Consider the following 713-nt stretch of genomic DNA (forward strand, 5'->3'; position numbering starts at 1 on the left):
CAAACCATCACCATCCCGGTGGGCGAGTCTTCCGGTACCGTGAATTTCACGGCTCCGAACGATGCACTGGCGGGCGGCAGCTCCTTGAGCGCGACCATCACCGGCGCGACTGGCGGCAACTACGAGAAGCTCGATGTCGACAGCAAGCCTGCTGACACATCAGTTACCGATACTCCGGATACCACTACCCTCAGCCTGACAGCGACTGACACCGTCGCCGAAGGCGGCTCGATTGTTTACACCGCCACCCTGACCAACGCAGCGGGCACTCCGGTGACCGTAACCCTGAGCAACGGTGCAGTGATCACTATCGCCGCCGGTGCTACTACCGGCTCCGTGACCGTCGCCGCCCCTGCGGACGACGTTTACAAAGACGCTGGCAAGGTTGAAGTCAGCATCAAAGAGACTACTGGCGGCAACTTCGAGAACCTCGTTCCGAGCACTACCCCAGCTGTGACTGACGTCACCGATACCATCGATACCTCGACTGTTTCGCTGACCGCCACTCCGTCTGTAGCTGAAGGTGGCGTTGTCGTTTACACCGCGTCCGTGACAGCCCCAGTGACTGGTTCGCCTGTAGTCGTCACTTTGTCCAACGGCCAGACCATCACTATTCCTGTAGGTGAATCGTCCGGCACCGTGAACTTCACCGCGCCAAACGATGCCCTGGCGGGCGGTAGCTCCCTGAGCACCACCATCACCGGCGCTACCGG

Annotated in this window: 1 protein-coding gene; it reads left to right on the forward strand. The window is 60.6% G+C overall.

Annotation, left to right across the window (positions count from 1 at the left end; translation table 11 throughout):
- Positions 1-713, forward strand: a 713-nt coding sequence (locus PVZ80_RS00230) for an immunoglobulin-like domain-containing protein (RefSeq protein WP_273863284.1), incomplete at both ends; no start/stop codon positions are given.

Origin of the sequence: Pseudomonas sp. B3G-3 (assembly GCF_028640915.1) — a bacterium.
Taxonomy (GTDB): domain Bacteria; phylum Pseudomonadota; class Gammaproteobacteria; order Pseudomonadales; family Pseudomonadaceae; genus Aquipseudomonas; species Aquipseudomonas chlororaphis_I.